This window comes from Gemmobacter aquaticus, assembly GCF_007859075.1.
Classification (GTDB): domain Bacteria; phylum Pseudomonadota; class Alphaproteobacteria; order Rhodobacterales; family Rhodobacteraceae; genus Gemmobacter; species Gemmobacter aquaticus.
This window is the reverse complement of sequence record NZ_VOAK01000011.1, coordinates 514,866-538,851: the sequence shown is the minus strand read 5'-3', so window position 1 is coordinate 538,851 and position 23,986 is coordinate 514,866. Positions and strand designations below refer to the sequence as shown.

At 64.6% G+C, this 23,986-nt stretch carries 20 protein-coding genes; 7 read left to right on the top strand and 13 right to left on the bottom strand.

The window, feature by feature from the left end; all coding sequences use genetic code 11:
- Window positions 1–15 precede the first annotated feature (15 nt).
- Window positions 16–3,468, bottom strand: coding sequence for a bifunctional proline dehydrogenase/L-glutamate gamma-semialdehyde dehydrogenase PutA (gene putA, locus FQU74_RS04665; protein WP_146285257.1), 3,453 nt, complete (start codon window positions 3,466–3,468; stop codon window positions 16–18).
- Window positions 3,469–3,606: 138 nt separating this feature from the next.
- Here putA and FQU74_RS04660 point away from each other — a divergent pair, with 138 nt between their 5' ends.
- The 3 genes from FQU74_RS04660 to FQU74_RS04650 all read left to right on the top strand — a co-directional run bounded on the left by FQU74_RS04660 (window position 3,607) and on the right by FQU74_RS04650 (window position 6,175).
- On the top strand, window positions 3,607–4,068 hold the full coding sequence (locus FQU74_RS04660) for an Lrp/AsnC family transcriptional regulator (RefSeq protein ID WP_146285256.1): 462 nt from the start codon (window positions 3,607–3,609) through the stop codon (window positions 4,066–4,068).
- Between the two features lie 173 nt (window positions 4,069–4,241).
- Window positions 4,242–4,769: a calcium-binding protein gene (locus tag FQU74_RS04655; RefSeq protein ID WP_158635570.1), complete on the top strand. Its 528-nt coding sequence runs from the start codon at window positions 4,242–4,244 to the stop codon at window positions 4,767–4,769.
- Between the two features lie 173 nt (window positions 4,770–4,942).
- Entirely contained in the window at window positions 4,943–6,175 is a 1,233-nt protein-coding gene (locus tag FQU74_RS04650) for an aminopeptidase P family protein (protein ID WP_146285254.1), read from the top strand.
- A gap of 77 nt (window positions 6,176–6,252) precedes the next feature.
- Here the strand turns inward: FQU74_RS04650 and FQU74_RS04645 are convergent, their stop codons facing one another.
- The 4 genes from FQU74_RS04645 to FQU74_RS04630 all read right to left on the bottom strand — a co-directional run bounded on the left by FQU74_RS04645 (window position 6,253) and on the right by FQU74_RS04630 (window position 10,373).
- Window positions 6,253–7,767 carry a tripartite tricarboxylate transporter permease gene (locus tag FQU74_RS04645; RefSeq protein WP_146285253.1) on the bottom strand — a complete coding sequence of 505 codons (1,515 nt, stop codon included), beginning with the start codon at window positions 7,765–7,767 and terminating at the stop codon, window positions 6,253–6,255.
- Between the two features lies 1 nt (window position 7,768).
- Window positions 7,769–8,257 (bottom strand): tripartite tricarboxylate transporter TctB family protein, encoded by a 489-nt coding sequence (locus FQU74_RS04640; protein ID WP_146285252.1) that lies wholly within the window; start codon window positions 8,255–8,257, stop codon window positions 7,769–7,771.
- A complete protein-coding gene (locus FQU74_RS04635) occupies window positions 8,254–9,198 on the bottom strand; it encodes a Bug family tripartite tricarboxylate transporter substrate binding protein (protein WP_146285251.1) in 945 nt (314 codons plus the stop codon). Before FQU74_RS04635 ends, FQU74_RS04640 begins: the two co-directional genes overlap by 4 nt.
- Before the next feature lie 122 nt (window positions 9,199–9,320).
- Window positions 9,321–10,373 (bottom strand): ABC transporter substrate-binding protein, encoded by a 1,053-nt coding sequence (locus FQU74_RS04630; RefSeq protein WP_146285250.1) that lies wholly within the window; start codon window positions 10,371–10,373, stop codon window positions 9,321–9,323.
- 115 nt (window positions 10,374–10,488) lie between these two features.
- Here FQU74_RS04630 and FQU74_RS04625 point away from each other — a divergent pair, with 115 nt between their 5' ends.
- Together FQU74_RS04625 and FQU74_RS04620 are read left to right on the top strand one after the other, a co-directional pair.
- Window positions 10,489–11,166: a response regulator transcription factor gene (locus tag FQU74_RS04625; RefSeq protein WP_146285249.1), complete on the top strand. Its 678-nt coding sequence runs from the start codon at window positions 10,489–10,491 to the stop codon at window positions 11,164–11,166.
- A complete protein-coding gene (locus FQU74_RS04620) occupies window positions 11,163–12,536 on the top strand; it encodes a sensor histidine kinase (protein ID WP_146285248.1) in 1,374 nt (457 codons plus the stop codon). The genes FQU74_RS04625 and FQU74_RS04620 overlap by 4 nt, the downstream gene beginning before the upstream one ends.
- Here FQU74_RS04620 and FQU74_RS04615 read toward each other — a convergent pair.
- The 6 genes from FQU74_RS04615 to FQU74_RS04590 form a co-directional block, all read right to left on the bottom strand.
- Window positions 12,533–13,678: an AI-2E family transporter gene (locus FQU74_RS04615; protein WP_146286206.1), complete on the bottom strand. Its 1,146-nt coding sequence runs from the start codon at window positions 13,676–13,678 to the stop codon at window positions 12,533–12,535. The two genes, FQU74_RS04620 and FQU74_RS04615, sit on opposite strands and share 4 nt — an antisense overlap.
- 231 nt (window positions 13,679–13,909) lie before the next feature.
- Entirely contained in the window at window positions 13,910–15,676 is a 1,767-nt protein-coding gene (locus FQU74_RS04610) for a PQQ-dependent methanol/ethanol family dehydrogenase (protein ID WP_146285247.1), read from the bottom strand.
- A 224-nt stretch (window positions 15,677–15,900) separates the two neighbouring features.
- Window positions 15,901–16,464: a tetratricopeptide repeat protein gene (locus FQU74_RS04605; protein ID WP_146285246.1), complete on the bottom strand. Its 564-nt coding sequence runs from the start codon at window positions 16,462–16,464 to the stop codon at window positions 15,901–15,903.
- Window positions 16,465–16,546: 82 nt separating this feature from the next.
- Window positions 16,547–17,002, bottom strand: coding sequence for a cupredoxin domain-containing protein (locus tag FQU74_RS04600; protein ID WP_146285245.1), 456 nt, complete (start codon window positions 17,000–17,002; stop codon window positions 16,547–16,549).
- A gap of 19 nt (window positions 17,003–17,021) precedes the next feature.
- A complete protein-coding gene (locus FQU74_RS04595) occupies window positions 17,022–17,996 on the bottom strand; it encodes a YVTN family beta-propeller repeat protein (RefSeq protein ID WP_146285244.1) in 975 nt (324 codons plus the stop codon).
- Between the two features lies 1 nt (window position 17,997).
- Window positions 17,998–19,206, bottom strand: a complete 1,209-nt coding sequence (locus FQU74_RS04590) for an ABC transporter substrate-binding protein (protein WP_229704322.1) — start codon at window positions 19,204–19,206, stop codon at window positions 17,998–18,000.
- Window positions 19,207–19,346: 140 nt separating this feature from the next.
- On the opposite strand from FQU74_RS04590, the gene pedF reads away from it, so the two are divergent.
- Complete coding sequence (gene pedF, locus FQU74_RS04585; RefSeq protein WP_146285242.1) at window positions 19,347–20,033, top strand: cytochrome c-550 PedF; 687 nt, start codon at window positions 19,347–19,349, stop codon at window positions 20,031–20,033.
- An 8-nt stretch (window positions 20,034–20,041) separates the two neighbouring features.
- Window positions 20,042–20,941, top strand: a complete 900-nt coding sequence (locus tag FQU74_RS04580) for a substrate-binding periplasmic protein (RefSeq protein ID WP_146285241.1) — start codon at window positions 20,042–20,044, stop codon at window positions 20,939–20,941.
- Between the two features lie 5 nt (window positions 20,942–20,946).
- Here FQU74_RS04580 and FQU74_RS04575 read toward each other — a convergent pair whose 3' ends face one another.
- Together FQU74_RS04575 and FQU74_RS04570 are read right to left on the bottom strand one after the other, a co-directional pair.
- Window positions 20,947–21,834 carry an FAD:protein FMN transferase gene (locus FQU74_RS04575; RefSeq protein WP_146285240.1) on the bottom strand — a complete coding sequence of 296 codons (888 nt, stop codon included), beginning with the start codon at window positions 21,832–21,834 and terminating at the stop codon, window positions 20,947–20,949.
- Entirely contained in the window at window positions 21,831–23,900 is a 2,070-nt protein-coding gene (locus FQU74_RS04570; RefSeq protein WP_146285239.1) for a 4Fe-4S binding protein, read from the bottom strand. The genes FQU74_RS04575 and FQU74_RS04570 overlap by 4 nt, the downstream gene beginning before the upstream one ends.
- Window positions 23,901–23,986: the final 86 nt, after the last annotated feature.

Genomic DNA, 23,986 nt, shown 5'->3' with positions numbered 1-23,986 from the left:
GCATCAGCCCACCCTTCAGCCCTCGGCAACCTGCGCCAGCAGTTGGGCGTTGCCGCCCGATGCGGTGGTGTCGATGCAGACATGGCGTTCCAGCACGACATGCCCACGGTCGGGCAGACCGCCAATCAGCGGCAGGATCGGCCCCTTTCGGGACGCCAGCGCGCGCGCATGGGCGCGAGCATCTGCTCCCCAGCAGATCGCTCCGGCAAAGCCTGACAAACGGGTCAGCGCCTCAGGTTCAAGGCCGGGGGCCTCGACCGCGTGGCCACCCAGACGGCGCACCGCCTCAGCCTGCACCAGTGCCGCTTCGGCACCGGGCCCAAGGCAGATCAGCGGGCGGCGCGGGTAGAAGGACAGGCGATTGCTCTCGCCAGTCGGGCCGGGAAGGTCTTGCGTCTCAAGCGCCGCATCCGGGATCTGGAGCGCGGTAAGCGCGCGTTGCACATCGGCCTCGACAGCCGCGCCATGGATGCCGCCTGCGATCTGCGGTGCGGTTTCGGCTGTGAAGCGCATCAGATATTCCGGCCCGCCCGCCTTCGGCCCGGTGCCCGAAAGCCCCTCGCCGCCGAAGGGTTGGCTACCCACCACAGCGCCAATCTGGTTGCGGTTCACATAGGTGTTGCCGACGCGGATGCGTTCGACCACGCGCTGCACCCGGTCGTCGATACGCGTATGCAGGCCGAATGTCAGGCCATAGCCCATGGCGTTCACGTCATCAATCACACGGTCGATCGCGCTGGCCTTGAAGGTCGCCACGTGCAGGACCGGGCCGAAGATCTCGCGCCCCATTTCGGCAATTCCGGCAACGCGGATCACGGTCGGCGCGATGAAGGTGCCCTGCCCCGGTGCCTGAAGTTCGGCCAGAACGCGGCCCTCGCTGCGGGCCTTGGCGACATGGGCGGCGATCCCCTCTTGCGCCTCGGCGTCGATCACGGGGCCCACGTCGGTTGCCAGATCCCAGGGGTTGCCCAGAGTCAACTCGGCCATGGCGCCTTTCAGCATCTCAAGCACATGCGGCGCGATATCTTCCTGCAGATAGAGGCAGCGCAGCGCCGAACAGCGCTGACCCGCCGACTGGAAGCTTGAGGCGATGATGTCGCGCACCGCTTGCTCTGGCAGGGCGGTCGAGTCGACGACCATGGCGTTCAGCCCGCCGGTCTCGGCGATCAGCGGTGCGGTCGGGTCGAGGTTTTCGGCCATCGCACGGCGGATGATCAGCGCGGTCTCGGTCGATCCGGTGAAAGCCACGCCGTTCACCCGCGAGTCGGACGTCAGCATCGCCCCTACGGCGCCGTCACCGGGAAGCAGTTGCAGCGCCGTCGCGGGCACCCCGGCCTGAAGCAGCAGATCAACCGCCAGCGTGGCAACCAGCGGGGTCTGTTCGGCGGGCTTGGCGAGGACCGCATTGCCAGCCGCCAGCGCCGCAGCAATCTGGCCGGTAAAGATGGCCAGCGGGAAGTTCCACGGGCTGATGCAGACGAACCGGCCGCGCGCCGGGGCGTCCAGCCCATCAGCGCCATCGGCGTAATAGCGCAGGAAATCCACCGCCTCTCGCAGTTCGGCCACGGCGTCGGCAAGGGTCTTGCCCGCCTCGCGCGCCAGAAGCGCAAAGATCGCACCGAAGTTCTGCTCGTACAGGTCGGCCGCTTGGCGCAGAACGGCGGCACGTTCGGCAGGTGCAGCCGACCATGGCGTTGCCGCAGCCAATGCCGCTTGCACATCGGGCGCAGCCGCAGGGATCACATTGCCCACGCGCGCACCCGTCGCAGGGTTGATCACATCCAGCCGCAAACCGCCGGCCACCGGCCCGGCGATGCGGGGGCGGGCATCAAAGAGCGTCTCCATATGGGGTGCCCGCGCAGCCTCGATCACCGCCAGATCGCGAGTATCGGTCAGATCGAACCCTTTTGAGTTGGTGCGTTTGCCAAAGATCTGCGGGCCGGTCAGGATTGCAGGGTTCGCGACCTCGGAGACGCCTTCCATGAAGGTGATCGGGCAGGACGCAACCTCTTCGGGCGTCACCTCCTCGTTCACGATCTGATTGACGAAGCTGGAGTTCGCGCCGTTTTCAAGCAGACGACGCACCAGGTAGGCCAGAAGGTCGCGATGCGCGCCGACGGGCGCATAGATCCGGCAATGCGCCTTGCGGTCGGTCAGCACGATGTCATGCAGACGCTCGCCCATGCCGTGCAGGCGCTGGAACTCGTAGTGATCGACGCCCACGCCCTCGGTCTGCGCTATGTCGAGGATTGCGGCGACGGTATGGGCGTTGTGGCCCGCGAACTGCGGATAGATCCGGTCGGTCATGCGCAGAAGCTTGCGGGCATTCGCGATGTAGCTCACGTCGGTTGCCTGCTTGCGGGTGAAGACGGGAAAGCTTTCCAGCCCCATCACCTGCGCGCGCTTTACCTCGGCGTCCCAATAGGCGCCCTTGACCAGACGCACCATGATGCGACGGTCGAGCCGCTGCGCAAGACCATAGAGCCAGTCGAGCGTGGCACCCGCGCGGCGGCCATAGGCCTGCACGACGATGCCGAACCCATCCCAGCCAGCAAGGCTTTCATCGGCCAGCACCGCCTCGATCACTTCCAGGGAAAGCTGAAGCCGATCAGCCTCTTCCGCGTCGATGTTGAAGCCAAGACCCGCGGCCTTCGCAAGCCCTGCCAGCGCCTTGACCCGCGGGACAAGCTCGGCCATCACTCGGGCGCGCTTGGCGACCTCATAGCGCGGATGCAAGGCCGAGAGCTTGACCGAGATCCCCGGATTGGTGCGGATATCCCCGGTGGTCGCGGCCGCCGCGATGGCGGTGATCGCCTTGGAATAGGACAGATGATACCGGCGTGCGTCAGCTTCGGTGCGCGCAGCCTCACCCAGCATGTCGTAGCTGTAGGTATAGCCGCGCTCTTCCAGTTCGCGGGCGCGTTTCATCGCAGCCTCGATGGTTTCACCCAGAACGAACTGGCGGCCCATTTCTTTCATGGCGCGCCCCACGGCAGTACGGATCACCGGCTCGCCCAGACGTTTGACGGCCGCACGCAGGTGCCCCACCACACCCGGCTCGCGGTCGTCCAGCACCCGTCCGGTCAGCATAAGGGCCCAGGTGGAGGCGTTCACAAGGCTTGAGGCCGACTTGCCCAGATGGCGCCCCCAGTCCGAGGGCGCGATCTTGTCTTCGATCAGCGCATCCATCGTCTCGGCATCGGGCACCCGCAGCAGCGCCTCGGCCAGACACATCAGGGCAATCCCCTCGTCGGTCGAAAGCCCGTATTCGGCAAGAAACACCTCCATCAACCCCGGCTTGGTCGAGGCACGGATCTGGCGCACGAGATCGGCCCCCGCGGCGGTGATGCGGGCACGGGCAGCCGCGTCGAGGCCGGTTTCCGCGATCAGGCGGCGGACCAGCGCGGCCTCGTCAGTCAGACTGCCGGTTTCGATCACGCTCCAGCTGTCCTGCATCATCGCGCTCATGGGGCTCTCCTCGGGGAATGGGGGCATTTGGCCTGTTCGGGCGGCCTGTTTGCGCAAGAATACAGCGGATTTCGCAGGCAATATTCCCGATCATGTGCCATATTGAAGCCACATCGACTTAAATTCAGGGGGTTTTCAATGCCATCCGCCCGCGCATCGCTTGATTCCTATGACGAGGCGATTCTGCGCATCCTCGCGACCGAGGGCCGCATCGCCGCGACCGAGCTCGCGCGCCGCATCGGCCTGTCTAAGAGCCCCACCCAGGCGCGGCTGAAACGGCTTGAGGATGCGGGCGTCATCGCAGGATATCGCGCGATGCTGGACCCTATCGCCATGGGCCTTGCGCATGTGGCCTTTGTCGAGGTGCGTCTGTCGGACACGCGCGAGGCGGCACTGCAGGCCTTCAACCGCGCGGTCCGCGCCATCCCCGAGGTGGAGCAGTGCCACATGATCGCCAGCCGCTTTGACTATCTGCTGAAGGTGCGCACGTCGGATATCTCTGACTATCGCCGCGTTCTGGCCGAACGGATCAGCGCCCTGCCCCATGTCGCCGCGACGTCAACCTATGTCGCCATGGAGGCGGTCAAGGAATTGGTCTGAGTTCTTGGTAAAATCGCGATTCTGGCGTAACCTCTGTTTCATTATCGACAACAATTTTTACAGAGGTTTCGGCCATGACTTTTCCGATCCCATCACATGATGGGGGCGCTGCGCTATCCGCGTTGGAAGCCCTCTTAATTCCCCCCACACTCGGCACACCCGAAGGTGACCGTATGCTGGGCAAGCCCGCCAAACTCGACCACCTCAAGGGGCTCGGCGGGAACGACACGCTGATCGCCCGCGGTGGCGCGGATTGGCTTTCGGGCGGCAATGGCAATGACCTGCTGACAGGGAACGAGGCTGGGAACCGGATCTTTGGCGACAGCGGTTCCGACACAGCATCAGGCGGAGGCGGTCGCGACCGGATCGATGGCGGCAAGGGGGATGACCGGCTGAACGGCGGGCTTGGCAATGACACGCTGCGGGGCGGAACCGGCGACGATACACTGGCCGGTGGCGCAGGTGCCGACACCTTTCAGTTCCGCCGGGGCGATGGCGTCGATCACATCACCGGCTTTCGTTCAGGCGTCGATGAGGTGCAGATCCTGCTGACCCAACCCGAACAGTTGAACATCGCCTTTACCTATCAGGGCGGCGACGCAGTGGTCCGATTCCTGAATGTGACTGTGATCATCGAGGACGTCGCGCCCAACAGCCTTGACTTCGGCCCAAATGGCGATTTCGTCCTGATCCAGATCTGACGCGAAACCACTTGCCGAATAGCCGGATTGGCGTATTCTTATGGACGAGCCGTGGCGATGGCGTCGCCACAGGGGTATGTCCCCACCGCTTGCAGCCTTGCCTGCCATGTCCTGTACGCCGGGACCTTTCGGGGTCTCGTTCGCATGCGCAGACCCCAGTTTGGAGGTCTGACATGACTGAACACGCCCGCTTTGGCGAAGCCACCACCGATCGTCCGCAGATGTACCGCTTTCATCAGGGCGACCGCGTCCTGCCATTCGCCGCGTCAGAATACGATGCACGTCTGGCTGGCCTGCGTCGCGCGATGGCCGAACAGGGGGTCGACGCCTGCGTCTTCACCTCGATGCACAATATCGCCTACTACTCGGGCTTCCTCTACTGCTCGTTCGGGCGTCCCTATGGCCTTGTCGTCACGATGTCCGAAAGCGTGACCATCAGCGCGGGCATTGATGCGTCCCAACCTTGGCGGCGCTGCCATGGCGACAACATCACCTATACCGACTGGCAGCGCGACAACTACTGGCGCGCGATCCTGTCGGTGACCGGTCCCGGCAAGGTCGTGGGCTATGAGGCCGATCACCTGACCCTGCTACAATCGGACAAGCTACGCGCCTTCCTTTCGCCCTCGAAGGTGCTGGATATCGCGCCTGCCACCATGCAGCAACGCATGCGCAAATCGCAGGCAGAGCTTGACCTGATCCGCCACGGTGCGGCTGTCGCCGATGTTGGCGGCTTTGCGATCCACGACGCCATCAAGGAGGGCGCACGCGAGATCGACGTGGCCATGGCCGGACGTGATGCGATGGAGCTGGAGATCGCCAAGCGCTTTCCCGATGCCGAGTATCGTGACACCTGGGTCTGGTTTCAGTCGGGCATCAATACCGATGGCGCGCACAACCCGGTCACCTCACGCAAGCTGCAGCGGGGCGATATCCTCAGCCTGAACACGTTTCCGATGATCTCGGGCTACTACACTGCGCTGGAGCGCACGATGTTCGTGGGTGAGGTCGACGCCGCCAGCCTCAAGATCTGGGAGGCAAATATCGCGGCCCATGAATATGGCATGAGCCTTCTGAAGCCCGGCGCCTCTTGCGCCGAGGTTACGGCCAAGATCAACGACTTCTTCGCCGAGCGCGATCTGCTGCAGTATCGCACCTTTGGCTACGGCCATTCCTTCGGCGTGCTGTCGCATTACTATGGTCGTGAGGCGGGGCTTGAGCTGCGCGAGGATATCGACACCGTGCTTGAGCCCGGAATGGTGATCTCGATGGAGCCGATGCTGACCATCGCCGAGGGTCAGCCCGGTGCGGGCGGCTACCGCGAGCATGACATCCTGTTCATCACCGAGGATGGAAACGAGGATATTACCAAGTATCCCTACGGCCCGGCCTTCAACGTGGTCTGAACGGTCGCAGACCGAACTGGCCGGGGCGCCATCACGACGCCCCGGCCTTTTTCTGTTCAGTCCCAGCCTTTTTCTGTTCAGTCGCTGTCGCCGGCAACCTGACGCAGCACCTCGCCCCCGCCACGCAGGCGCATGATCATCGGCACGATCAGGAACAGCGCCGAGATCAAGAGCAGGATTGCCGAAACCGGCGTCGACACCAGCGTCATCCAGTCACCCTGCGCGATCGACAGCGCGCGGCGCAGCTGCTGTTCAGCCATCGGCCCAAGGATCAGCCCCACGACCACGGGCGCGACCGGGTAGCCGAACAGGCGCATCCCATAGCCCATGATGCCGAACATGATCAGCATGCCCAGTTCGACCGGCGAGGGGTTGACCCCGATCGTGCCGAGCGTCGCAAACAGCATGATGCCGCCGTAAAGCCAGGGCTTGGGAATCGATAGCAGACGGATCCACAGCCCGATCAGCGGAAGGTTCAGAACGACCAGCATGATGTTGGCGATCAGAAGGCTTGCGATCAGACCCCACACCAGCTCTGCGTTCATCACGAAGAGCAAGGGCCCCGGTTGCAGGCCGAACTGCTGGAACCCGGCCAGCATGATCGCGGCCGTCGCCGTGGTCGGTAGGCCCAGCGTCAACAGCGGCACCAGCGTACCGGCGGCGGCGGCGTTGTTGGCAGCCTCGGGTCCCGCCACGCCTTCAATCGCGCCCTGCCCGAATTCTTCAGGGCGGCGCGCACATTTCCGTTCCGTCGCATAGGACAGGAACGAGGCTACATCCGCCCCACCCGCCGGCATCGACCCGATGGGGAAGCCGATGAACGTGCCGCGCAGCCAGGGCTTCCACGACCGCTTCCAGTCTTCCTTGGTCATCCAGACGCGCCCCTTGACCTTGTGCATTCCGTCTTCGGGCGCATGCTGGCCAGCCACGGCAAAAGCCTCACCCAAGGCGAAGAGCGCAACAGCCATGGTCGTGACCTCGATCCCGTCCATCAGTTGCGGCACGCCAAAGGTCAGCCGCGCAGCGCCGGTCAGACCGTCGATGCCCACGCAGGCCAACGCAAGCCCGATGAAGAGCGAGGTCAAACCGCGCAGCGTGCTGTCCCCGAAGGTGGCCGAGACGGTCACGAAGGCCAGCACCATCAGCGCGAAATATTCACGCGGTCCCAGCGTCAGGGCCAGCTTGACGACCTGCGGCGCAAGAAAGGCCAGAAGCAGCGTGGCGATCAGCCCGGCCACGAAGCTGCCGATGGCGGCGGTTGCCAGCGCAGGTCCACCCCTGCCCTTCCGGGCCATCTGGTTCCCTTCGATCGCCGTCACGATCGAGGCGCTTTCGCCCGGCGTGTTCAGCAGGATCGAGGTGGTGGAGCCGCCATACATCCCGCCATAGTAGATCCCCGCGAACATGATGATCGACCCGGCCGGGTCGAGACCGTAGGTCACAGGCAGAAGCAGCGCCACGGTCAGCGCGGGGCCGATGCCGGGCAGAACGCCAACTGCCGTGCCCAGTGTCACGCCGACCAGCGCATAGAACAGGATCATCGGGTCCATAGCGACCGAGAGCCCGTGCAGAAGCAAACCAAAGGTATCCATCTCAGCCCCCGAAGATCAGTCGCTCGATGGGCCCGGCGGGCAGGTCGAGTTTCAGCAGTCGATCAAAGATGCCATAGACAACCAGCGCCATCAGAAACCCGACACCGCAGGTCAGCCACAGCGGCTTTTTCCCCATGGCACGCGCCGTGAACCCAAAAAGAAGCCCGCTTGCAATGGCAAAGCCCGCCGGATGCAGCAGCACAAGTTGTGCTACAAGCCCGCCCAGCATCCACAGCACCGGCGCCGGTTCCTGGCGCGGTGCGCGCGGCACATTGCCCCGGATGCCCGCGTACACGGTCGCGGCCGACAGAACGAGCAATCCGATGGCGATCAGGCGCGGCACATCCGCAGGCCCCACACCGCCATAGCCGCCATCCTGCTTCAGAAGCGTGGCATCCCACAGCATCACGGCCGCCAGAGCCGCCAGCCCCGCTGCGATAACGAACGCCGCCCACGAGGGGCGGCGCTGTGGCACGAAGTGGCCGGTCATTTCACAAGCCCGATGTCACGCAGGACGGCTTCGGTCGCTGCGGTATCGGCCTTCAGCTGTTCGGCAAAGGCATCGCCCGCGAGATAGGTGTTGGCCCAGCCCTTGGTTTCCAGCACCGAGGTCCAGCCCGCCGAGCCGTTCAGCTTTTCGATATCGGCCGAGATCTTGGCGACCTGCTCATCCGTCAGGCCCGGCGCGGCGGCGACCATGCGCCAGTTCTGCACGACGACGTCAAAGCCCGCTTCCTTCAGCGTCGGCGCCTCGATGCCCGGCAGACGCTCGGCCGACGAGACCGCCAGCAGGCGCATGGTGCCGGCCTTGACCTGCTCGGCAAACTCACCCACCGACGAGACACCGGCGGTGACCTGATTGCCAAGGATAGCCGCCATCGCCTCACCACCGCCCGAGAACGCGATGTAGTTCACCTTCGACGGATCGGCGCCCGCAGCCTTTGCCAGCAGGCCCACGGTGATGTGATCGGTACCACCAGCCGAGCCACCCGCCCAGGATACGGCGCCGGGATCAGCCTTCAGCTTTTCAACCAGATCACCGATGGTCTGGATATCGGATGCCGCCGGAACCACGATGGCCTGCGTATCGCCCGTCAGACGCGCGATCGGGGTCACATCGGCCAGGGTCACGGGGCTGTTGTTCGTCAGGATCGCGCCCAGCATCACGTAGCCGCCGACGATCAGCTTGGACGGATCGCCCTTTGCATCCGCCACAAACTGCGCAAGGCCCACGGTGCCGCCGGCGCCCGGAACGTTCGTCACCTCGACGTTGCCGGCAATACCTTCGGCCTGCATCACCTCTTGCATCGACCGCGCAGTGGCATCCCAGCCGCCGCCGGGGTTGGCCGGCGCCATGATCGTATAGTCATCGGCAAAAGCGGGGATGGCCAGCACGAGCGAAAGTGCGGAGCCAAGGATGAAGTGTTTCATGTCGTTCCTCCCGAAGGGGCGGTCATGCCGCCGATTCCCAAGGTCTGGGGCCTCCTCGCCCCGGACTGGAGCCATGTTCAACACGCAAACCTGTCATGAACCTGACGCCGCAACGCGGAAACTCAATGCAGGTCCAGAACCTCTCTCCAGCGGGCCAGAACACGGGCGCGCTTTGCCTGATCCAGATATACCAGTAGGCCGGGGCTGACGGGCACCGGGCGCAGCCGGTCGCCGAAAACACGGTTCATCGCACCGGCACTGGCGCTGCCCGACACTTCCAGACTGACGGCCGGAAGGCGCAGCTTTTCGGCCAGCAGGGTCTGCCCCTCACGCGACATGAGGAACGACAGGAACAACTCGCCCAGTTCGGGATTGGCCGCAGCGCGCGGCACCATCGACACCCGGCTGACCACCACGACAAAGTCGCGCGGCAAGGTCAGGCCAAGATTCGGCATCTGCGCGGCCTGATCGGCGGCATAGCTGCCAAGAATGTTGTAGCCGATGAGCAGATCGCCCGAATTCACGCGGGCGATGATGTCCTGACTGGTCGGAAAGACCCGCAGCCCCGCCTCGCCCATCGCGCCCACAAGCGACCAGAGATCGGCGAAATGTTCCAGATCGCGCAGGAAGAACAGGTATCCCACGCCGGATTGCGTCACGTCATAGGTGCCGATCTTGCCCTTCGGCGCTGTCTCCAGCCAGTCCATCAACTGCGCGCGCGTATCGGGTGGCCCATCGGGGAACGACGGCTTGTGATAGATCAGCACGCCCGGCTCATAGGTCAGCGCGAAAGCCATGTCGCGCCAGTTGGCCCAACGGGGCCAGTTCGCCGCCTCGGGCACCGGCGCGGGGCGCGCATAGCCATCATTGGCCAGCTTCACCACCAGATCCATGGCCGATGAAAAGATCAGATCGGCAGTCGGCCCGCCCGCGTCCGTTTCGTCAATCACACGCTCGGCAAGCGGGGCGGTCAGAATCTCGTCATAGCTGACGGCGATATCCGGGTGCAGGCGCTGGAACCCTTCGATCAGCGGCAAGGCCAGATGCACGTCCAGCGAGGAATACAGCCGAAGGTGCCGGTCCTCGCCACCATCGGGGGCCGGAAAATGCGCGACCTCCGCCGAGGCGGCGGTGGCGGCAAACATCAGCGCGGCAAGAGAGGCCTTCCATCCCATGGCGCTACTGTTGCAGAGCGCCCGCCCCCGCACAACCGCCTGAAACGGGCGCCTGAAACGGGCGCCTGAAACGGGGCAGTTCACAAGCTGCACGCGCGGCCCTAAGCTTGGCCCCATGCGCATCCTGCTTGCCGAAGACGACCTACCCTTGGCCGAGGCCCTGACCACCCTGCTGACCACGGCAGGCTACGCGGTCGATTATGTGCATGACGGGCTTTCGGCCATGGATCTGGCGCTGGCGGAAACCTTTGATCTGGTGATCCTCGATCTGAACCTGCCGGGGCTTGACGGGCTGGGCGTCCTGCGCGCGATCCGGGCGCGGCGCAATCAGGCGGCGGTGATGATCCTGACCGCGCGCGGCGCATCCGAGGACCGGGTCAAGGGGCTTGACCTTGGTGCGGATGACTATGTGACAAAGCCCTTTGACGTAGCCGAGTTCGAGGCCCGCGTGCGATCACTGTTGCGGCGTCAGGCAGGCTTGCGCGCGGCGACAATCCAGTTGGGTCCGCTGACCTTTGATCTGGTTGCCCGGCAATTCCGCGTGGGGGCCGAAGCCATCGACCTGCCCGCGCGCGAGCTGGCGCTGCTCGAGCTTCTCGTCACCCGCGCCGGGCGCGTCGTGACGCGGGATGCGATCGTCCAGTCACTGACCACGATCGATGACGAGCTGTCGGGCAATGCGATCGAGCAATACATCAGCCGCCTGCGTCGCCGCCTCTCTCCCCTCGGGCTGAACCTGCGCACGGCACGCGGCCTTGGGTACTTCATCGAAAAACCTCGCGAGGGGCCATGATCGCACCCGCCTCGATCCGTGGGCGGCTGCTGGCCTGGCTGTTCCTGTCGTCTGCTGTCATCGGAGGACTGGCGCTTCTGGACACCCGGGCCGAGGCGCTGCGCACGTCCCAAGCAATCTCGGACCGCATCCTTGCCGGATCGGCGCTGGCGATTGCCGAACGGGTCACCGTCAGCACCGACGGGGGCCTCGATGTCGATATCCCCTATGCGGCGCTCGAGATGCTGGCCTCTACCGCGCAGGACCAGGTGTTCTACCGGGTCGATAGCCCGGCGGGCATCCTGACGGGCTACGAGGATCTGCCCCGCGTCCCCGGCGCTGCCCCCGGCACCACGGTTTTCGCAGGCTTCGTCACGCGCGGGGTCGAGGTGCGCGCGGCGACGCTGACGCGGGTTCTGTCGACCGGCGAGGGCGATCTGGCCTTCTCGGTCACCGTGGCGGAATCGACGCGGGCGCGGGCGGCGCTGGCCCGCGCGCTGCTCACGCGCTCGGCCCTGCGGATGACGCTTCTTGCCACGGCAGCGGCGGTGGTCTCATGGATCGCCGTCACGCTGGCGCTGCGCCCGCTGAACCGTCTGGGACAAGGGCTTGCCGCGCGGGCTCCGGCGGATCTGACCCCGATCCGTGCCGATGTCCCCCGCGAGGTGGAGGGATTGATCGAGGCGATCAACGGCTTCATGGCGCGGCTGGATGCAACGGTTTCGGCGCTCAAGACCTTTTCGGGGAGCGCAAACCACCAGATCCGCACACCGCTGACCACGGCACGGATGCAGCTTGCCATGGCAAGTCGCGGCGGTGACCCGGCGATGATCTCGGCAGCACTCGACAAGGCCGATGCCGCGCTCATCCGGGCGGAACGGGTGCTGGCCCAGCTTCTGCTGCTGGCTCAGGTCGAGGCGGCGGGGGCGCAACCTGCCCGCAGCCGGCTGGACCTGACCGATATCGCCCGGCAACTGGTGACCGAACGCATACCCGAGGCGGCCTGCGATCTTGGGTTTGAGGGCGACCTGCCCGCCTATGGGATGGCAGAGGCGACATTGGTGCAGGAATTGCTTCACAACCTGATCGACAACGCGCTGACCCACGCAGGCCCTGACCCGACGGTGACCGTAAGGGTCACACCGGGGCCCACAGGTGCCGAGGTTACCGTTGAGGATACCGGCCCGCCGCTGTCAGAGACGCAGATGGCCACGATCCGCCGTGCGCTGGAGGGGCCGCAGGTCGCCCGCACTGCGCGCGCCTCGGCGCATGGGCTGGGGCTATTGATCGTGCGCGATATCGCCGAGGCGTTTGACGCCCGCATCATGGTCGATACCGGCCCCGAGGGACGCGGCCTGCGTGTGGTGGTGCGTTTCCCGCCGACCACCTAGGGTCGTGATGCAGAGCGGCTGCGCTGCCGTTCCTCTTCCTCGGAAATCTCTCGCTGCCATTCTCGCCAGATCGAAACCAGCAGCGCCATGAGTACCGGCCCGACAAAGAGCCCGACAATGCCCATGGTCTTGACCCCGCCGATCAGCCCGAAGAACGTCGGCAGGAATGGGAGCTTTACCGGCCCGCCCACCAGAACCGGCCGGATCGTCTTGTCGACGATGAACAGCTCCACCGTGCCCCAGATGAACAGCGCGGCCCCCGCGAAGGCCGAGCCCGAGGCCACCAGATAGATCGAGACCAGCGTGAATGACAGCGGCGCCCCGCCCGGAATCAGCGCCATGAAGGCGGTGATGACGCCAAAGGTGACGGGCGAAGGCACCCCGGCAATCCAGTAGGCGGTACCAAGGATCACACCTTCGCCGATCGCGATCAGGGTCATGCCGGTGACCGTTGCGCTGATCGTGGCAGGCACCACGCGCGACAACCTTTCCCAACGGCTTGGCAGGATGCGCAGACCCACGCGGTCGATCTGGTCGGCAATGCGGTCCCCGTCGCGATACAGCACGAACAGGGTGATCAACATGAAAAGCAGCGTCAGCGCCATATGGAAGGCCAAAGCGCCCGCCGTCACGACTGTGCTGTAGATCGCCCCGATGTTGGATCCGCTGACCAGATAGACAATCTCGGAAATCGCGCCGGGTCGGCCGATATGGTCGCGCCATTGCTCGTCCAGCCAATCCCCCACTTGCGGAAGGTCACGCATCCAGACCGGTGTGTCCATACCCTGCGCGTTGATGGCGATGGCCCAGTTGATCCAGATCTTCAACTCACCAAAGGCATAGACCAGCGCCATGATGATGGGGACGACAAGAAAGCAGACAAAGATCAGAACCAGCACCGTCGCGGCCCAGGTCCGCCCAAGCTCCAGATCGCGCGCCACCTTCGTCCGCAGAGGCCAGCTTGCAAGCGCAATTACCGTCGCGGCAAGAACCGGAACGATGAAGCCGTAAAAGAAGTAGATCGAGGCCGCGAGGATCAGAAACAGCAACCAGCGCGCGGCCGAGATATCCGTGATCAGCGGCTGGCGCATCACGAACCGCTGCGGCCCACTGATCGGGGTTTCGCCTTCGGCCCTTGCCATTGGTGTGGCCACGCTCCGACCATCCTCGGGGATGGCATCGGGGTCGATCTTCATCTCGTGCTGTCCAGTCTTTCGATCGCGCGCAGCAAGCCTGCACCCGCCTGTCAGAAGTGGGTTACCGGGGCGGCGCTGTCAATTAGCGCGATCAAGATTGGCCCTTGCGCCCTGCCCTGACGCCACAAATGAAAAAGGCCGGGCGCAGGGCCCGGCCTTTCCGACGTTGTTCTGCGCTCAGTTGGCCGCGGCCAGTTCCTTCGGCAGCTTGAAGGTCCAGACGGTCGCGCCCTGGTTCAGGTAGTTGACCTTCTTGGCCACCTCCCCGCCCCACAGCGGGACCGCGCCACCCCAGCCAGAGATGACCGAGACATATTGCTCGCCATCCTGTTCCCAGGTGACGGGCTGGCCCACGATGCCCGACCCGGTCTGGAAGCTCCACAGAACCTCGCCCGTCTCGTCATCAAGCGCCATGAAGTCGCCCTCGGGGTTGCCAGTGAAGACCAGCCCGCCCGCTGTCGTCATCACGCCACCCCAAAGCGGAGCCTCGTTCTTGAACTCCCACTTCACCTCGCCGGTGTTGGGGTCCATCGCCTTCAGGCTGCCGATATAGTCTTCAAACAGCGGCTTGATGGTAAAGCCCGCACCCAGGTAGGCCGCGCCCTTCTTGAAGCTGATCGGTTCGTTCCAGATGTCCATCCCCCATTCATTCGACGGCACATAGAAGAGGCCGGTCTTCTGGCTGTAGGCCATGGGCATCCAGTTCTTGCCACCAAGGAAGGACGGCACAGCGAAGACCTGCGCGCCCTTGGCCCCATCGGCCGAGGCAGTCGGATCGCCGGGGCGATTGTCTTCGTTGTAGATCGGGCGGCCAGTTTCATCGATGCCCTTGGCCCAGGAGATGTTCTTCACGAAGGGCCAGGCGTTGACGAACTTTCCGTCCTCGCGGTTCAGAATGTAGAAGAACCCGTTGCGGTCGGCGGTGGCAAAGCGCTTGTTGCCGTCCTTGTCGACGAAGGGCACAACCTCGTTCACGCCATCAAAGTCCCAACCCTCACGCGGGGTGGTCTGGAAGTGCCATTTGATCTCGCCGTTCTCGGGGTTGATACCAAGGCGCGAGGCGGCATAGAGGTTGTCACCCTTGTTGCCCTCGACCGGGGTGCCCGCGTTGCGCAGGTGGCTGTTCCACGGTGCCGGGTTGCCAGCGCCAAAGACCAGCGTGTTGGTGTCGGCATCATAAGAGCCGCCGAGCCATGTTGCGCCGCCGCCCGATTTCCACATGTCCCCCGGCCAGGTCGCGTTGAGCGTACCCGTCATGGTGCTTTCCTTGCCCATGTAGGTGCCCATGTGACCTTCGATCACCGGGCGGGTCCAGACCAGCTCGCCCGTTTCGGCGTTGCGGGCCTGCACTTCGCCCACGATGCCGAATTCGCCGCCCGAGTTGCCGGTGATGACCAGCCCGTTCACGATCAGGGGCGCGGCAGTGTAGCTGTAGCCTTCCTTGTAGTCGGCGATCTTCTTGTTCCAGACGACATCGCCCGTCTTGCGGTTCAGCGCGACGATGCGGGCGTCCAGCGTACCGAAATAGATATTGTCGCCATGGATGGCCGCGCCGCGGTTGATCACGTCGCAGCAGGGCAGGATGCCTTCCGGCAGGCGGGCATCGAACTGCCACAGCTCTTTGCCGGTCTTGATGTCGATGGCGAACAGCCGGCTGTACGAGCCGGTGATATACATGATCCCGTCATAGATGATGGGCTGGCTTTCCTGACCGCGCTGCTTTTCGCCACCCAGCGAGAACGCCCAGGCGGGAACCAGTTTCTGCACGTTGGTCTTGTTCAGCGTCTCCATCGGCGAGAAGCGTTGCAGACTGCGGCCCATGCCGTTGGTCAGCACGTCGCCAGGGGTTTCGGCGTCCTTCGCCAGATCCTCTTCCGTCACCTGCGCCTGAGCAAATCCCGCGCAGACGATGGCCGTGACGGCGGCCAGAACAAAGCTTCTCATGATATCCTCCCTCGGATCCGCCGCCCTGGGCTCGGCGCGCGGTGTTCACGGAAATATCATCGGCGCGGGCCGCCCCGACATGAATTGGACCTTGGTCGCAAAACCCCGCCACAGCACGGTCGGAGACCGGGAAAAAGGTCGTAGTCCACGTCTGACCACGGGGCCCGGAATGCAAAAACCGCCCCTTGCAGGGGCGGTCCAGTCGCGTGCAAGCGATCGGGGCATCAGAACAGCGGGGCGTATTTCCAGTTGTCGGCATCGGGCGTGATCTCATCAAGATCATAGCCCGAAGCCTGCAGGCGCCGCGCATCCGACAGACCCGCACGCGCGGCCTGATCGACGAGCTGGCGGCCCAGTTCCTCATTGGCGGGAACACCGCGCCCGCGCATCAGATCGACCCCGTAATTGAACTGCCCCACCGGATCGCCCGCCTCGGCGGCGCGGCGGTCCCAGTTGGCGGCGGCATCGGGGTCCTCTGGCGCGCCCAGACCGTTGTTGTCCAGCTGCGACATCCAGGTCATCGCGCCCGTCCAGCCGTTGTTCGCGCAGAGCTCGAACAGCTCGCGCGCCATTTCGTGGCGACCGGATTTGGTGATGTAGTACCCGGCGGCGCAGGTCGTCATGCTGGTCTTGCCCTCGGCCACATCGCTCATGACGCGACCAAGGGTCAGCTCCTCGGGGTTGAGGGTGCCGCCGCCATCCTCGATCCCCGCATCCAAGTTGGTTTCGGCGTGGGCGAGAGCGCTGGAAAGCGCAATCAGGCCGATCGACAGGACGACGTGTCGCATGGCTCCTCCTCGGTGCGGACAACAGCAACACTACCACGCCCCCCGCGCATTTGCGCGGGCGCGATGGTCGTAGCTGGCAGCGCTATTCGATCACGATTTCGACCTGCTGGCTGTCGCCGGTACTCCCTGGCACCTTCAGGAAATAACTGCCGGGCTTGATGGCGATGAAACTCATCTCGGCCGAGCCTGCCTCGTCAAACTCGATGGAATCGATGCCCAGTGGACGTACCTCGATGCCCTCGATCACCACCTCGTTGACCCAGATCGCTCGAAAGAACCCCGAACCTTCCAGCGCAAGCTCCTGGCTGCCATCGGCCTCGATCTCAAGCGTGTAATAGGTGCCGGACTTGAGCTTCAGGGGCGCGGCGGCAATCGGCTGTCCGGCCGACAGGGTCAGCGGCGGAAGCTCAGCCCGGTTCGTCGCCGACAAAAGGCCTGCCAGCCCCATTTCGGCCCCCTCTGCCGCCTCGTCGTCATCGGCCATGGCCATCATGGGCAGCGCGCAGAGCACGGCTGCGGCAAGGATCATGCGTTTCATTGCTCACTCCTGTTGCAAATCAGAACCGGGTCGCCGCGCCCCAGGGGAAGCGGCCCACCTTGATGGATTCGAGCGGCTGCCGCGAGGCGACATCGATCACGGTGACATCACCGGACACACCGTTGGTCGTGAAAAGCTGGGTAAAATCGGGCGAGAAGGCCATGTGCCAGACCCGCCGACCGACAAGGATGTAGTCCTCGACCTCGTAGGTCTCGGCATTCACAACCGCGACGTGGTTGGCCGGGCCAAGGGCGACGAACACCGTCTTTTCGTCAGGCGTGAACTTGAAGCCTACGGGTTGCAGCAGATCGGCATTCACGCCTGCGATCTCGAACCGGACCTTGGCCTTCTCGGCCTGCGTTGCCACATCGAAGACCGTGATCGTGCCACCAATTTCCGACGAGACCCAAAGCTCGTTGCTGGTCTTGGTGAACTCGGCATGGCGCGGTCGGGAATCGACCAGCGTATTGGCGAAGATCTCTTTCTTCCCGGTGTCGATCCAATGGGCCATATTGGTCGTCTCGGATGTGGTCACCACGATCTTGCCATCGGGCGAGACGGCCATGCCCTCGGGTTCGATCCCCACATTGATCTGCGCCACGACCTTGCGGGTTTCCACATCGACGACGGTTGTGACGGCGTCATCCTCGTTGGCGATCCACAGGTGGCGATCATCGGGGGCCAGCACGAACTGTTCGGGGTCATCGCCCGACGGCAGATCGTGCAGGATCTCGCCCGTCGCCGGGTCCATCACCTGCACGGCGTCACTGTCAGAGGCGCAGATGTAAAGCCTGCTTCCGTCCGAATTGAAGGTGATCCCCCGCGGCCGCTCGCCCGTCTCGATGGTGCGCACCACCTGGCGCGTCTCGACATCGATGACAGAGATCGTGTCATCCTTTTCATTGGTCACCCAGATTTCGCCTGCGGCATGGGTCGCCGTGGGCAAAGCGGCCACGGGCAAGGTGGTGATCAGAAGGATGGCGGCCAGTCTCATGTCAGTCTCCAAAGGCTGTGCAGGCGCTTTCGCCGCGATCAAGGCCAAGGCTATCGGTTTCGTTGGTCTGGTGCAGGTAGCCGTCAAGCGGCGCGAGCTCGACCAGGGCGCGGGCATTCACGACCGCCATCGGCTGACGCAGCTGCCCGTTCCAGTCACGGAACGAGAGGCTGCGCCCCTTGAAGCCGTCGAGAGCAAAGGCGTCGGACAGGATATAGGCGCGCAAAACGGCCGGGTCGTCGCTCTGGCTGCGCGTTACCGCCTCACCCACACTGCGCACCGCAGCCCAGGCCGCATAGTCGCGCGCGCCCATGTTCCGGCCCGCATACTTTTCGAACCTGTTCTGCAACTGAACGGCGCCCCATTGTTCAAGGACCGGCGCCCAGCCCTCGCCATGCAGCCCGTCCGACCCGGCCACCGGGCGCGGAAGCCAGGTATTGTGCTGAACGTAGCGCGCGAAGTCGTCCGTCTCATCCGCGATCAGAAGCACGTCATGATCTGGAAAGTCCTGCGTAAAGAGCGGGATCTCGGCACTAGTAGACCGGCGCAGGTCGGTCTCGAAGGTCCAGTCCTTTTCCGCCAAGATCTCTACCCCGTATTTCAGGGCCGAGGCGCGCAGGGTTTCGGCAAAGGCGCGGTCCTCGTCGCGCGGACCGATGATCATCACCGTGCGGGTCCAGCGCCGGGCCGCCAGAACCTGCATCAGCGCATCAGTCCGCATCGCATCCTCGGCAACCGTGTGCAGAAGGTTCGCCCGGCACTCGGCATCGCGCAGGGTGCGCGCTCCGGACGAGACGTTGAACAGAAGCGCGCCCTGCGCCTCGGGCAGATCGGCCACGGTCAGCACATCGGCCGTCGGCGCATCGACAAGCAGGATGCGCGATGACGCAAGTGCCGCCTTTGCCGCCCCTGCCAGATCGTCGCCCGGCGGCACCGAGACGACCTCAAGCTGATAGTCATGGCCCAGAAACTGCCCGGTGGTGCGGGTGTCGGCCAGCGCAACCTCAGCCCCGGCAATGCCGCGATCCTCGGGAATCGGGTCGAGGTTCGAAAGAACGGGCGGCGCCTCAACCTCTTGGCGCAGATAGGTCATCGCGATGCTGAGGTCCGCCTGCGCAGGCATGGTGCAACTGGCGAACACCAGTGCCAGACAGGCATTCCGCCCGGCCTTTGTCGGGTGATAGATCATCTCGCGTCCTCCCGCGGTCATGGTGCGAAGAACCACACTCCGGGGCTATGCGACCTTTGTCCGATGCCGGATCGGGCAGTTTACCACCTATGTCGAATGGTGCGGCCTGCCCTGCGGGGCCTATCACCGAAGACGGAAAAGGAACCGCGAGGGAGGAACCCATGCCCGCACATCGCATCGGTGGCGCAATCACCGCAATTGCCCTGCTGTCGGCAGCAACCATGGCGCTTGGTCACGGTGATGTTGCACCGCAGCCCATCAATACCGACGCCCTGCCTGAGGTGGGCGAGGAATGGTTGACCGAGAACCCCTACCGCGAGGAAGCGGCCGGGCATGAGGTCTGGCTCAAGGCGGTCGAGATCGGCGCCTCGGGCTTCAACCAGAACTGCGCGCGCTGCCATGGCCTTGGCGCAGTGTCGGGCGGCCTGGCCCCTGACTTGCGGTTCCTCGAGGCCGAGGAATACGGCGATGAATGGTTCGTCGAACGCTTCCGCCACGGCTATACGCAAGACGGCACAACCAAGATGCCCGCCTTTGGCGAGATCCTCGGCCAGAAGGCCGCATGGGCAATTCGCACCTATATCGAGACACGCCCCGAAGATGGCGCACTCGATGCCCATTCGGACCGCCTGCATGAGATTCGCGACTCGTTGGCGGATGGCAGTGTCACGGATCCCGCGGCCCTGAAGTCCGAGCTTGAGACCATCGCGGTGGAGGTCAAGACAGCATCCGGCGCCCCGGTGGCCGACAGCGTGGCCTATGAGGCCGCGCGCGTCCTGACACCCGAGCCCGCAAGCTGGAAGGTGGCGAGCGATCTTCTGACCGTCGGCCTTTCGGCCAGCGAATAGGCCCTGTCATGACACTCCGCCAAGCGTTTTTGGCACTGGCGATCGGCGCTGCCCTACCGGGTGGCGCCTTTGCCCGTTGCGAAGGAGTCGTTCCTCAGCCCAAGCCCCAGAACACCGCAGCCCAGGACGTGGGGCGCGAATTCGACCGCATCATCGAGGAAGGCTGGATCGAGTTTGCGGTCTATGAGGACTTTGCACCATGGTCCTATGAGCAGGGTGGCACGGCCAAGGGTGTTGATGTCGAGATCGGCCGCCTGATCGCGGCGGATCTGGGGGTCGAGGCACGCTTCCGGCTGGTTCAGGCCAGCGAGACGCTGGAGGCTGACCTCTTGAACTACGTCTGGAAGGGCGCGGTTGTCGGTGGCCATGTCAGCGACGTGATGTTGCATGTGCCTTATGACAGCGCGCTGGTCTGCCGGATCGAACAGGTCACCTTCACCGGGCAATATGCGTCAGAGACGATGGCCATCGCCTTTCGCAAGGCCGCCTACCCGGACAAGGCGCCGACGCCACCCTTCTTCCGTTTCGATCCGGTCGCGGTCGAGAATGACACGATAGCGGACTTCTACCTGACCTCGCTTCTGGGCGCGCAGGCCAAGATTACGCGCCACAAATCCGTGGATGCTGCGATGGATGCGCTTGCTACCGGCGAGGTCATGGCAACCATGGGCCCGCGCGCCCAGCTGGAGGCAGGCGTCGCCCGTCACCCCGATGCAGGCCTCGGTGTGCATGAGCCGCACCTCATGGGTTTTGCGCGCGGCACATGGACGATCGGCGTGGGCGTGAACTTCCAGCACAAGGATCTGGCCTATTCGGTGGACATGGCCATCGACAAGGCAATGGAGGATGGACGGATTGCCGCGATCTTTGCCGAACACGGGCTGACCTTCACCCCGCCCGCCCCCTGAGCGGATCAAAGCGTCAGGAACTCGCCCTCAAAGGTGACGGCGGTCACGCGCCGCACTTCGGGCAGGTTGGCGCAGGCGGCCCGGATCATCGTTGCGGGCATCAGGCAAAAGGCGGTCGACAACCCGTCGGCCAGAACCGCGCTGTCAGCCTCGACCGTGATGGTGGACCAGACCGGCGCCTGATCCATCGGCCCAAGGATATGCGTGCCGCCCGGCAACCACTGCGCCGCAGGGCTCGAGGTCGCAAGCGCCCCGGCTGACAGTTGACGTTGACCCAGCATTCCGTGGGTTGGGTCGTCGATGCCCAGCGTAAAGGGGCCATCGAGGGCCACGAACTCTCCCATATCGATCAGAGCCGGCCCATATCCCGCGCGCCGCAGCACCGCCGCCACGCGATCGGCGGCATAGCCTTGCGCGATTCCGTTGAACGTCAGGGCCTGCCCCGGAGCGAGCCGCACTCCATCCTGATGGGCGACATTGTGCCAGCCGATCCGCGACCGGGCCTCTGCAATCGCTTGCGCGGAGGCGCGCTCGGCCAGCGCCCGCCACAGGGGTTGAACCGTAGGGTCGAAAAGCCCGCCCGTTACCGCATGCAGGCGGTCAGAAAGTCCGAGCAGGTCCTGCAAAACTGGCGGGGGGTCCGCAAGCCCGCCTGTCTCGTTCAGACGCACCAACGCAGAATCCGGACGAAACAGGCTCGCGGCAGCCTCGACCTCGGCGATGATGGCGGCGATGGCGGACAGGATCCGCTGGTTCATCCCCTCTCCGCCCCGCAGATCGACGCGCACCTGCCCGCCAAGCGCCTGCGACTGCCAGCTTGTCGAATGGGCATCAGCCGCAGGCGGCAGGGCGAGTGCGGCCGCCGAAATCGCCAGAAACCGCCGCCGCTTCATGCCGCCTCCGTCGTGGATCGGCGCCGCGCGGCCAGAATCAGCGGCACGCATTGCGCCTTGTCATCATGGATGGATACGCAATCAAGGCACTGGAAACACTCGGAATAGTCGATCTTTCCGCTGCGCTCGATCGCGCCGTAGCGGCAGCGCACGCGGCAAAGCTGGCAGGGTGTTCCACACTCGGCCCGCCGCGGGATCCACTTGCGCAGGCGCAGCACCCCTCCAAGCGCCATCAGCGCCCCCAAGGGGCAAAGATAGCGGCAGAAGCCTTTGAAGGTCACCATCCCAAGCCCCAGCCAGAACAGCGCATAAGCGACGAAGTACCACTCACGCTGAAAGAACGTGGTGACGGCGGTCTTGAAGGGTTCGATCTCGGCTGCGGTTTCGGCTGCGTCGGGCCGGACAAAGGCAACGGCGACAAGACCTGCCAGCGCCACGTACTTCACCCATTTCAGCCGCCGGTCCCAGCGGGCAGACGGGTTCCATTCCGGCAGGCGCAGCAGCCGTCCCGCGTGATGGGCAAATTCCTGCATCGCGCCAAAGGGGCAGAGCCAGCCGCAGAACAGCCCTCGCCCCCAAAGGAACAGGCCAAGGATCGCCACTGCCCAGACCAAAAGCGAGAATGGGTCATAGACCAGCACCGCAAGACTGCCGCCTTCGACCGCCGCGCGCAGAACGGCCAGTGCCGTCACGATCGACAGCTGCCCCTGCCCCCACCAGCCCACAAAGCCGATGACTCCCGCCAGCACAGCAAGCCGCACCGGGGTCAACCGCGCGGGGGCGGCCAGAGCGTGCATTGAAGGCCCGACCAGCGCCAGAACAACGATCAAAAAACCGACCAGCAGGATCAGGTCGATCTTGCGATTGAGCAGCGCCTCTTGCCAGGGCGGCAGCGCCTTGCGTGTCTCGGGCTGCCGGAACAGCGCAGGGTCGGATCGTGTGATCAGGCTGAAATGCTGCGATCCCATCTCGGGTTGCAGCATACCGTGGGCGCGCACGGCCTGCGCGGTCAGCACCCAGTCACGGGTCGGATCGAAGCCCAGACGCCGGTCCACACGCAGGATCATCGCGCTACCTTCGGGCACATCGGGAAGGGTCTCGAACAAAAGGTCCGCGTCGCGAAGGGCCACCGGAAGTCCGTCCTGTTCGGCCGAAAGCCGGTCTGGCGCTGTGTTGCGCACAAAGCCATCGGAGACCAGCCCGTGCCGCCCCGCATCGATCACCAGAAGAAGCTCGTCGTCTGGGGAAAGCTGGGTCAGACGGTCGACATCGCCAAGACTGTCCGGTGTCAGAACCGCGCGGGCAACCGAGGGCGGACCGATATCCACGACCCAGAGGTCAAGAAACATCGCCTCAGGATCAGCATCGGCCTCCGGGTCATCATCGGCCCACACTGTGCCAGCGAAGGCCTGATCCAGTTCGGCATTGCTGACACGCAGATTGCGCGCAAGGCCACGCTCCACCAGCGCCGCCCAGTCCAGCGCAAGCACGACGTCGGGATCAGGCCTCACGGGTGGGCCGGCGGCGATGCCCTGCATCCGCTCGCGCGCGACGGCCAGCGTCGCGGCCAGGATGGATTCATGTGCGATACGGACCGAGGCCGTCGCCTTGGTGACTCCATCCAGATAGACGAGATCAGAGCCACCGCCCGCAGTCCCATAGGGCGTACCCACGACCAAAGGCTCGTGGATGGAATGACCGCGATATTGTTCAAGGAAGGCGCGGAACGGCGCCTCGCCAAGGCCCGAGACGAAGATCGGCTCGTTATGGGCGATCAGCTTTACGTCAAGGAAGCGTCCCTCAAGGTCGATCATGACCAGAAGGTTGATGGGCGCCCCCGAAAAGCCGGGCAGCGGGGCAAGGTTGCCGGTTTCCAATACATAACCCGCCTCGGCCCCGCCCGAGTTCAGAAGCCCCCAGACCCCGCGATCATCGAGGTTCTCGCCAAGGGCGTAGGGGGGCACGATCAAGGGGGTCAGCTCGTCACGCGACAACGGCACCGCGGCGGCAGCGGAGCCAAGCCACCACCACAAAATAACCAGCCGCAAGATCCACGGCCCCCGCATGTCCCCTCCCCGGCACAGCGCTTCACGCTCTGCACCAGAGGCTAGGCACTTCGGCGTTGGCGCAACATTGGACGAAGGTCGCGAAA

Excerpts from the sequence above, each read along its gene's own strand:
- FQU74_RS04650 (WP_146285254.1), top strand. The coding sequence starts at position 4,943 with ATGACTGAACACGCCCGCTTTGGCGAAGCCACCACCGATCGTCCGCAG.
- pedF (WP_146285242.1), top strand. The coding sequence starts at position 19,347 with ATGCCCGCACATCGCATCGGTGGCGCAATCACCGCAATTGCCCTGCTG.
- FQU74_RS04615 (WP_146286206.1), bottom strand. The coding sequence starts at position 13,678 with ATGGCAAGGGCCGAAGGCGAAACCCCGATCAGTGGGCCGCAGCGGTTC.
- FQU74_RS04580 (WP_146285241.1), top strand. The coding sequence starts at position 20,042 with ATGACACTCCGCCAAGCGTTTTTGGCACTGGCGATCGGCGCTGCCCTA.
- FQU74_RS04635 (WP_146285251.1), bottom strand. The coding sequence starts at position 9,198 with ATGAAACACTTCATCCTTGGCTCCGCACTTTCGCTCGTGCTGGCCATC.
- FQU74_RS04645 (WP_146285253.1), bottom strand. The coding sequence starts at position 7,767 with ATGGATACCTTTGGTTTGCTTCTGCACGGGCTCTCGGTCGCTATGGAC.
- FQU74_RS04625 (WP_146285249.1), top strand. The coding sequence starts at position 10,489 with ATGCGCATCCTGCTTGCCGAAGACGACCTACCCTTGGCCGAGGCCCTG.
- FQU74_RS04590 (WP_229704322.1), bottom strand. The coding sequence starts at position 19,206 with ATGACCGCGGGAGGACGCGAGATGATCTATCACCCGACAAAGGCCGGG.
- FQU74_RS04620 (WP_146285248.1), top strand. The coding sequence starts at position 11,163 with ATGATCGCACCCGCCTCGATCCGTGGGCGGCTGCTGGCCTGGCTGTTC.
- FQU74_RS04595 (WP_146285244.1), bottom strand. The coding sequence starts at position 17,996 with ATGAGACTGGCCGCCATCCTTCTGATCACCACCTTGCCCGTGGCCGCT.
- FQU74_RS04660 (WP_146285256.1), top strand. The coding sequence starts at position 3,607 with ATGCCATCCGCCCGCGCATCGCTTGATTCCTATGACGAGGCGATTCTG.
- FQU74_RS04600 (WP_146285245.1), bottom strand. The coding sequence starts at position 17,002 with ATGAAACGCATGATCCTTGCCGCAGCCGTGCTCTGCGCGCTGCCCATG.
- FQU74_RS04570 (WP_146285239.1), bottom strand. The coding sequence starts at position 23,900 with ATGCGGGGGCCGTGGATCTTGCGGCTGGTTATTTTGTGGTGGTGGCTT.
- putA (WP_146285257.1), bottom strand. The coding sequence starts at position 3,468 with ATGAGCGCGATGATGCAGGACAGCTGGAGCGTGATCGAAACCGGCAGT.
- FQU74_RS04605 (WP_146285246.1), bottom strand. The coding sequence starts at position 16,464 with ATGCGACACGTCGTCCTGTCGATCGGCCTGATTGCGCTTTCCAGCGCT.
- FQU74_RS04655 (WP_158635570.1), top strand. The coding sequence starts at position 4,242 with ATGCTGGGCAAGCCCGCCAAACTCGACCACCTCAAGGGGCTCGGCGGG.
- FQU74_RS04630 (WP_146285250.1), bottom strand. The coding sequence starts at position 10,373 with ATGGGATGGAAGGCCTCTCTTGCCGCGCTGATGTTTGCCGCCACCGCC.
- FQU74_RS04640 (WP_146285252.1), bottom strand. The coding sequence starts at position 8,257 with ATGACCGGCCACTTCGTGCCACAGCGCCGCCCCTCGTGGGCGGCGTTC.
- FQU74_RS04575 (WP_146285240.1), bottom strand. The coding sequence starts at position 21,834 with ATGAAGCGGCGGCGGTTTCTGGCGATTTCGGCGGCCGCACTCGCCCTG.
- FQU74_RS04610 (WP_146285247.1), bottom strand. The coding sequence starts at position 15,676 with ATGAGAAGCTTTGTTCTGGCCGCCGTCACGGCCATCGTCTGCGCGGGA.